This window comes from Ruegeria atlantica, from assembly GCF_013033965.1.
Taxonomy (GTDB): Bacteria; Pseudomonadota; Alphaproteobacteria; order Rhodobacterales; family Rhodobacteraceae; genus Ruegeria; species Ruegeria atlantica_D.
In genome coordinates, this window is the sequence record NZ_WQFE01000010.1 from 203601 (window position 1) to 211128 (window position 7528).

Annotated in this window: 8 protein-coding genes; 7 read left to right on the forward strand and 1 reads right to left on the reverse strand. The window is 57.8% G+C overall.

What is annotated here, in order from left to right; translation table 11 throughout:
- The first annotated feature begins 69 nt into the window (after positions 1-69).
- Genes GOW16_RS17545 through GOW16_RS17570 form a run of 6 tightly spaced genes read left to right on the forward strand, consistent with a single transcriptional unit; the run spans position 70 to position 5645 of the window.
- Positions 70-1224 (forward strand): LLM class flavin-dependent oxidoreductase, encoded by a 1155-nt coding sequence (locus GOW16_RS17545; protein ID WP_170417441.1) that lies wholly within the window; start codon positions 70-72, stop codon positions 1222-1224.
- Positions 1224-2114: an aldo/keto reductase gene (locus GOW16_RS17550; protein ID WP_170417443.1), complete on the forward strand. Its 891-nt coding sequence runs from the start codon at positions 1224-1226 to the stop codon at positions 2112-2114. The genes GOW16_RS17545 and GOW16_RS17550 overlap by 1 nt, the downstream gene beginning before the upstream one ends.
- Complete coding sequence (locus GOW16_RS17555; RefSeq protein ID WP_170417445.1) at positions 2114-2629, forward strand: flavin reductase family protein; 516 nt, start codon at positions 2114-2116, stop codon at positions 2627-2629. The genes GOW16_RS17550 and GOW16_RS17555 overlap by 1 nt, the downstream gene beginning before the upstream one ends.
- 52 nt (positions 2630-2681) lie before the next feature.
- Positions 2682-3269, forward strand: coding sequence for a TRAP transporter small permease (locus GOW16_RS17560; RefSeq protein WP_170417447.1), 588 nt, complete (start codon positions 2682-2684; stop codon positions 3267-3269).
- Positions 3270-4559: a TRAP transporter large permease gene (locus GOW16_RS17565; RefSeq protein WP_170417449.1), complete on the forward strand. Its 1290-nt coding sequence runs from the start codon at positions 3270-3272 to the stop codon at positions 4557-4559.
- Between the two features lie 24 nt (positions 4560-4583).
- Positions 4584-5645, forward strand: a complete 1062-nt coding sequence (locus GOW16_RS17570; protein ID WP_170417451.1) for a TRAP transporter substrate-binding protein — start codon at positions 4584-4586, stop codon at positions 5643-5645.
- A 34-nt stretch (positions 5646-5679) separates the two neighbouring features.
- On the opposite strand, the gene GOW16_RS17575 is transcribed toward GOW16_RS17570, so the two are convergent.
- A complete protein-coding gene (locus GOW16_RS17575) occupies positions 5680-6150 on the reverse strand; it encodes a tetratricopeptide repeat protein (RefSeq protein WP_170417454.1) in 471 nt (156 codons plus the stop codon).
- A gap of 3 nt (positions 6151-6153) precedes the next feature.
- Between GOW16_RS17575 and GOW16_RS17580 the strand changes: the two genes are divergently transcribed.
- Positions 6154-7437: a cytochrome-c peroxidase gene (locus tag GOW16_RS17580; protein ID WP_170417457.1), complete on the forward strand. Its 1284-nt coding sequence runs from the start codon at positions 6154-6156 to the stop codon at positions 7435-7437.
- The last annotated feature ends 91 nt before the right edge of the window (positions 7438-7528 follow it).

Here is a 7528-nt window from a genome sequence, read left to right on the forward strand (position 1 = left end):
CACCATTGATCTACATCAATGTGATTGCTACGCAAGAGGAAAGTCACAGCCACGTGGAGAGCGAATCAGATGACCATCGTCCCCATCACCTCACCCGATCTGAATGCGGCCGAGGTTTCGTGGTTTGCGGCGTTGTGTTCCGACGATTACCAGTTTCTTGGAATACCTGATGGCGATCTACGATCCAGCTGGGACCACTGCTCGGGCATCGTGAAAGAGGCCGAGGCGCAAGGGTTTAGAAACATCCTCTGCCCGTCGTCTTATCAGGTGGGTCAGGACACGCTGAGCTTTGTTGCGGGATGCGCACCGATCACCGAAAAGATCAACATGCTGGCTGCTGTGCGCTGCGGTGAGATGCAACCCATCATGCTGGCCCGCACCATCGCAACGCTGGACCACATGCTGCAGGGGCGTTTGACGGTCAACATCATCTCATCCGATTTCCCCGGAGAGAAAGCCGACAGCGCCTATCGCTATCAGCGTTCTCGCGAAGTGGTGGAGATACTGAAACAGGCATGGACGCAGGATGAGATCAATCATGCGGGCGAAGTGTATAACTTCTCTGGGCTGACGACCGACCCGGCGAAGCCATATCAGACCGGCGGCCCACTGCTGTACTTTGGTGGTTATTCCCCATCCGCTCTGGATCTGTGTGGCGAGCATTGCGACGTCTACCTGATGTGGCCCGAAACCAAGGATCAACTTGCCGAACGGATGAAAGCCGTCCACGCGGTTGCCGAGAACTATAACCGCACACTCGATTACGGCCTACGCGTGCACATGATCGTCCGCGATACCGAGGCCGAAGCGCAGGAATACGCCGACTACATCGTCTCGAAACTGGATGACGAATACGGTCGCGCCATCCGTGAGCGAGCTTTGGATTCGACATCATTGGGCGTCGCGCATCAGGCCAAGAACCGCGATCTTGCGGATGAGTATGGCTATGTCGAACCCGGCCTTTGGACCGGCGTTGGCCGCGCGCGGTCCGGGTGCGGCGCCGCTCTGGTCGGATCGACCGATCAGGTTATGTCCAAGATCGAGGAATATCAAAAGATGGGCATTCGCGCCTTCATCTTCTCGGGATATCCCCACATGGACGAAGCCCGCCATTTTGGCAGCCGTGTTATGCCTAAACTGAAAACCTGTTCCCTTCCCGAAGCCTACGGAAGGGTCCCTGCAAATACCCCGGCCACGCCGCTGGGCAATGGAGTTCGTCGCTGATGCAACGTGTGAAACTATCTGACTCGCTGGACATGAGCCGCATTGTGTACGGCATGTGGCGGCTGGGCGACGACGACGACACTTCGACGGGTCATGTCGAAGCCAAGATTCAGGCCTGTCTGGATCAGGGCATCACCACCTTCGATCAGGCCGATATCTATGGCGGCTACGCGGCCGAGGCTGTTCTCGGCAACGCCTTACGCGCAAATCCAGGCCTGCGTCAGCAGATGGAAATCGTCACCAAATGTGACATCGTCGCGCCGACGGGTCGGTATGCGGACGCCAAGTGCAAATACTATGACACCTCACGCGCGCATATCCTGAAATCGGTTGAGACATCGCTGTCCGAAATGGCCATCGATCATATCGACCTGCTGCTGATTCACCGCCCCGATCCATTCATGGATCATCACGAAACAGGTGCCGCGCTGGACGAAGTTGTCGCTAGCGGCAAGGTCGGCGCAGTTGGCGTGTCGAATTTCCGCCCATGGGACTGGAGCTTGCTGCAATCGGCGATGAAAACCCAATTGGTGACCAACCAGATCGAGATTTCTCTGGGCGAAATCGGCCCCTTCACCAACGGTGATCTGGCGTTTCATCAGCAGCATGGCCAGCCGGTGATGGCGTGGTCACCCTTGGGTGGCGGGTTGCTGATGGCTGGAAACCCTCCGGTCGGGGTTGTAGCGGACGAAATCGCCGAGGAATTCGGCGTGGATCGCGCCGCTGTGGCGGTGGCGTTTCTGCTGGCCCACCCTGCTGGCATTCTTCCGGTCTTGGGCACCAACAATCTGGACCGGATCAAGCGCATCTCTGACGCGCTGAAAGTCAACCTGGATCGCGAGAGCTGGTACCGCCTGTATGAGGCGGCACTGGGGCATGAGGTACCATGATGAATGCAATCTCAAAGGACATGACCTACACATTCGTTCCCCACAGAGACGACACCCGAACCTTGCGCGACGCTTTTGGTCGTTTTGCCACCGGTGTCACCGTCGTCACCTGTGACAGCACAGACGGGCCGGTCTGCATCACCGCCAACAGTTTCTCGTCCCTTTCGCTGGACCCACCACTTGTTATGTGGGCAGGCGATCGCAACTCGCGCAGGTTCCGTTATTTCCAAGAAGCACGGCATTTCAGTGTTCACGTCCTTTCAGCGGAACAGGCCGAGCTGTGCTTTGGATGCTCGAAAGACGCGTTTGCGCTTCAGGATATCGACCACGAGCGCTGTGAAAACGGAACCCCGCTGCTGCCCGATTGCCTAGCCCGTTTCGAATGTGAGCAACACGCTTATCACGACGCTGGCGACCACGTTATCGTTATTGGAAAGGTCCTGCGTGCCAGTATGGCGGACGGAGACGCATTGACCTTCTACGCCGGAAAGCTCGGCCAATTCGCGCACCAGTAAGCGCGGAATAACTGTCGCGGTGAAGGCCCGCGGCTGAAAAGGGAGGATCCGCATGGGCGGATTGACATCGGTGCTTGCGCCGATCGCGTTTGTGAATGAAACCGTGCTGCGATTGGGCCGCGCGGTTGGTGTCGTTGCGATTGCGCTTATGGTGATCGCTATCCTGATTCAGGTGTTTTTCAGATACGTTCTGGGCAACGCGCTGCCCTGGCCGGATGAGGCTGCGCGGTTCTGTATGTTGTGGATGACGGGCCTAATGGCCCCTACGGCATTTCGGCGTGGCGGGTTCGTCGCCATCGACATGGTGCCCCTGATGTTGCCGCGTGGGATCGGGCAGACCCTGAATATCTTGCTTCTTTTGGTTTCGCTGGCCGTACTGCTGGTCGCCGTCAATATCGGTTGGTCCGAGGTGACCGGGTTTGGCGGCAAATTCGCGACAGCGGCGCTGTATCTGCCAACATCCTTTGGATTTGACGAGTGGTATCGCATCCCGCGCAGCTGGATGATGGCATCGCTGTTGGTTGGCGTCATCCTGCTGATTTCAGTCAATATCGAGCTGATCTTGCGCGCGATCGTGACGCTTCTGGGCGGCGGACATCTGTTGCCTGAAATTGCTGATGCACCTGTGGGGGCCGAATAAATGTTGATATGGTTCCTACCCACATTTCTGGTGTTCCTGCTGATCGGCCTGCCGGTCTTTTTCGCGTTGCTGGCCGCGCCCGGCATTCTGCTATGGCTTAACGGTCAGACCAACGACATCACGCTGCTCTATCGCAATGTCTATAACGGCATGGATAGCTTTCCGCTGATGGCGATCCCCTTCTTCATGCTGGCCGGAGAGCTGATGAACCGGGGCGGCATCACCCTGCGGCTGGTTGAATTCAGTCAGGCGCTGATGGGTCACTTTCGGGGCGGTCTGGCCCATGTGAACGTGCTCAGCTCGATCCTGTTTGCCGGGCTTTCGGGTTCGGCCGTGGCCGACACATCGGCGCTGGGGTCAATGCTGATCCCGGCGATGGAAAAACAGGGCTATACCCGCCGTTTTGCTGCCGCGATCACAGCGGCCAGTTCGGTGATCGGACCGATCATTCCACCCTCGGGCATCATGATCATCTACGCCTATGTCATGGGCGAAAGCGTTGCAGCGCTGTTCCTTGCGGGCATCGTGCCGGGCGTCATGGTGGGCGTTGGCCTGATGCTGATGATCAAGTTCATGGCGGACAAATACGACTTCCCTGTCGCCAGCCGAAAATACACCTGGGGAGAGCGGCGTCAGGCCAGCCTTAAAGCATTCTTCCCCCTGCTGACCCCGGTGATCATTCTGGGGGGTATTCTGGGCGGTATTTTCACACCGACCGAAGCTGCGGCGGTTGCTGTCGGCTACGCATTCCTCATCGGGTTCTTTGTCCTGCGCACGCTGACAATAAAAGAAGTGCCTGAAATTCTCAGCAATGCAGGTCTGACCTCGGCCGTCGTTTTGTTGCTGGTGGGTGCCGCGATGGCGTTCAAGACAGTCGTCAGCCTAAGCCATGCGCCGGAACAACTGGCCCAATTGATCCTGAGCCTGTCGGAAAACCCGCTGATCCTGCTGTTCCTGATCAACTTGCTGCTGTTCATAGTCGGCATGTTCCTTGATGCAGGCCCCGCGATTATCATCCTTGGTCCGATCTTGGCCCCAATCTTCACCAGCCTTGGCGTGGACCCGATCCACTTTGCCATCATCATGAGCGTTAACCTGACCGTTGGCCTTGCTACGCCGCCTATGGGGTTGGTCCTGTTTGTGGCCGCCGCCGTGTCGCGCGAAAAAGTTGAAACCATCGCCAAGGCAATCCTGCCATTCCTGGCCGTCGAAATCATCGTGATCTTTCTGATCACCTATGTCCCCGCATTATCAATGACGATCCCACGCATAACGGGATTTGCAAACTGACTGAGTATCACAGGGAGGAAACGCATGCTCGGAAGATTTATCAAAACAGCAGCCCTAGCGACATCGCTGGTTGCCGCGTCCGCCATCGCGGCTACTGCGGCTGACTATACGCTGCGCGCGACTGCAAACTCTAATGAAAACGATGAGGACTATGACGGTCTGATCGTTTTCAAGAACTTCGTCGAAGCTGCCTCGAACGGAGCGATCGAAGTCGAATTGTTCATTGGCACGCAGCTGTGTTCAAACGGCGCGGAATGCCTGCAGGGCGTGGCTGATGGCACCATCGACATCTACATCTCTACCTCGGGCGGTGCCTCGGGGATCTTCCCCTACGTTCAGGTCCTCGACCTGCCCTACCTGATGGCAGATGACCGCGTGGCCGAGCGTGTACTATCAGGTGATTTCACCCGCACAATGCGCGAAATGGCGCTGGAAGATTCCGGCGGTGCGATCCGTCTGATGACCATCGGCAACACCGGCGGCTGGCGTAACTTCGCCAACACGCAGCGCCGCATTGCCGAACCCGCAGACATGGAAGGGCTGAAGATCCGCACCGTGGTCGCCGACCTGCCGCAGGAACTGGTCAAGGCGCTGGGTGCCTCGCCCACCCCGATCCCGTGGCCCGAACTTTTCACCAGCTTCCAGACCGGCGTTGTTGAAGGATCCAAGAACGGCATCACCGATATCATGGGCATGAAATTCCCGGATGCGGGTCTGCAATACGTCACGCTGGACGGCCACGCCTATATGGGTGCGCTGTGGTGGATGAATAACGCCAAGTTCCAAGAGATGCCCGAAGATCTGCGCCGCGTAGTCGTCGACGGCTTCTACGCCCTGCAGCAGGCCACTTTTGCCTCGCCCAAGCGCAAGTCGATCCAGGCTTATGAAGATTTCGTTGCGGGTGGTGGTGACCTCTACGTCCCGACACCCGATCAGAAAGCCGCGTTCAAAGATGCGGCTACACCTGTTTACGAGTGGTTCCAGTCCAACGTGGCTCGCGGTGATGAGATTTTTGCCGCGCTGACCGAAGCCGTTTCGATCGCAGAAGGCGAGATCAATGCGTCGCGCGATGCAGACCTGAACTAATCAATTGTGGGTCGGGCCTTGTGGCCCGGCCCTTTCACCGAAACGGGTACATCCACCCTTTGTAGTCGTTGACCAGAACATGCGCCCTTTCAATCTGCTCCGGCGACATTTTCTTGACCACTTCCTCAAGGCTGATCGCCGCGTCGGGATCGCCGCCAATGGCGCTGAGCGTGTACCACATGTAAGCCCGCACCAAATCAGGCGCGGGCATGCCAAGGCCCAGTTCATAATACCAGCCGACGCCGGATTGCGCCCCGGGATGACCTTTCATCGAGGCGCGCAGATACCACTCAAACGCTCTTTCATAGTCCTGCTCAACTCCAAGTCCGAGACCATACATCACGCCGATCAGTTCCTCGGCCTCGGCGTTGCCAGAACGCGCGGCAGGCCAAAGTTCCTCGCGCGCAGCCGCGAACTCCCCGGCCTCCATCATATCGCGGGCCTGTTCCAACTCGGCCAGCGCCGGAGTCGCAAAAAGACAAAGGGCAAAAACATACTGACGCATGGGGTGGCTGCTTTCCTCTGGGCCGGGGCGGCAATCGCGCAAGAACTTCCACGACCGCTGACAGATGACGATTTCCTGTCCTTTGATATGGAACAGGCCGCCATCGGTCATCAACTGTTTTACGACCCGATCCTGTCGGGCAATCAGAACATCGCCTGCGCCCATTGCCATCACCCCGATTTTGGAACGTCGGACGGATTGTCATTGGGCATCGGCGAAGGCGGTGAGGGTCTGGGACCTGAGCGCACACCGGGCACCGGAGCCGACAAGATTCGAAAACGTATCCCTCGAAATTCTCCGGGCCTTTGGAACCTTGGGGCGAAGGACCTTCACACCCTGTTCCACGATGGCCGCCTGAGTATTTCGGATGTTTATGGCAACGGCTTCAACTCGCCTGCGCAGGAATGGTTGCCCGAGGGGTTGAATTCCCTGCTGGCCGCGCAGGCGCTTTTCCCGCTGACTTCGCAGTTCGAAATGGCAGGTAACGTGGCCGAGAACCAGGTCACAGGCGCTGTACATGACCGGATCGATAAAGGCTGGCCGATCCTCGCCAAACGGGTGCGCACCAATCCGGATTATGGCCCGGCCATCGTCGGAGCGTTTGATGAAATCGAAACGACCGAAGACATCTCGATCACCCAGATCGCCAATGCGCTTGCGGCATTCATGGCGGTCGAATGGCGCAGCACTGACAGCCCGTTTGATCAGTATCTGGCCGGGGACACTTCCGCCCTAACACAGGACCAACAGAACGGCATGAGCCTATTTTATGGAAGGGCGCGATGCTCGGCCTGCCATTCCGGACCGCTCATGTCCGATCAGAAGTTTCACGCACTAGCACTGCCATCATTCGGACCGGGCCGGACAAGGCAATGGGATCCCTACGTCCGCGATGTGGGCCGTATGGGCGAGAGCGACCGGCTAGAGGATGCCTATCGCTTTCGCACGCCGATGCTGCGTAACGTGGCCCTGACAGCTCCTTATGGCCACAACGGAGCATTTCCAGATCTGGAAAGCATGATCCGCCATCATCTGAATCCGCAGCAGAGCCTGTCGGAGTGGACCCGGGACATGGCGGATTTGCCTGACGTGCCCTGGCTTCAGCATGCGGATTTTGTGGTGTGGGATGACAAGTTCGAAATGGAGCGTCAGCGCGCCAAAATCGACATTACTGCGGTAGAACTATCCGACGAGGAAATCCACAGCCTCGTCGCCTTTCTGCAATCTCTGACAGGGACAAGCGTGGAAAATCCGCCGTATGGCGTGCCTGAGGGGTTCACCCCGTAAGAAAAACCCCCGCTGTGGCGGGGGTTATTTTGTTTCACTCGGCGGCTTCTTCGTATGCTTCCATTGGGGGGCATGTGCAGATGAGGTTTCT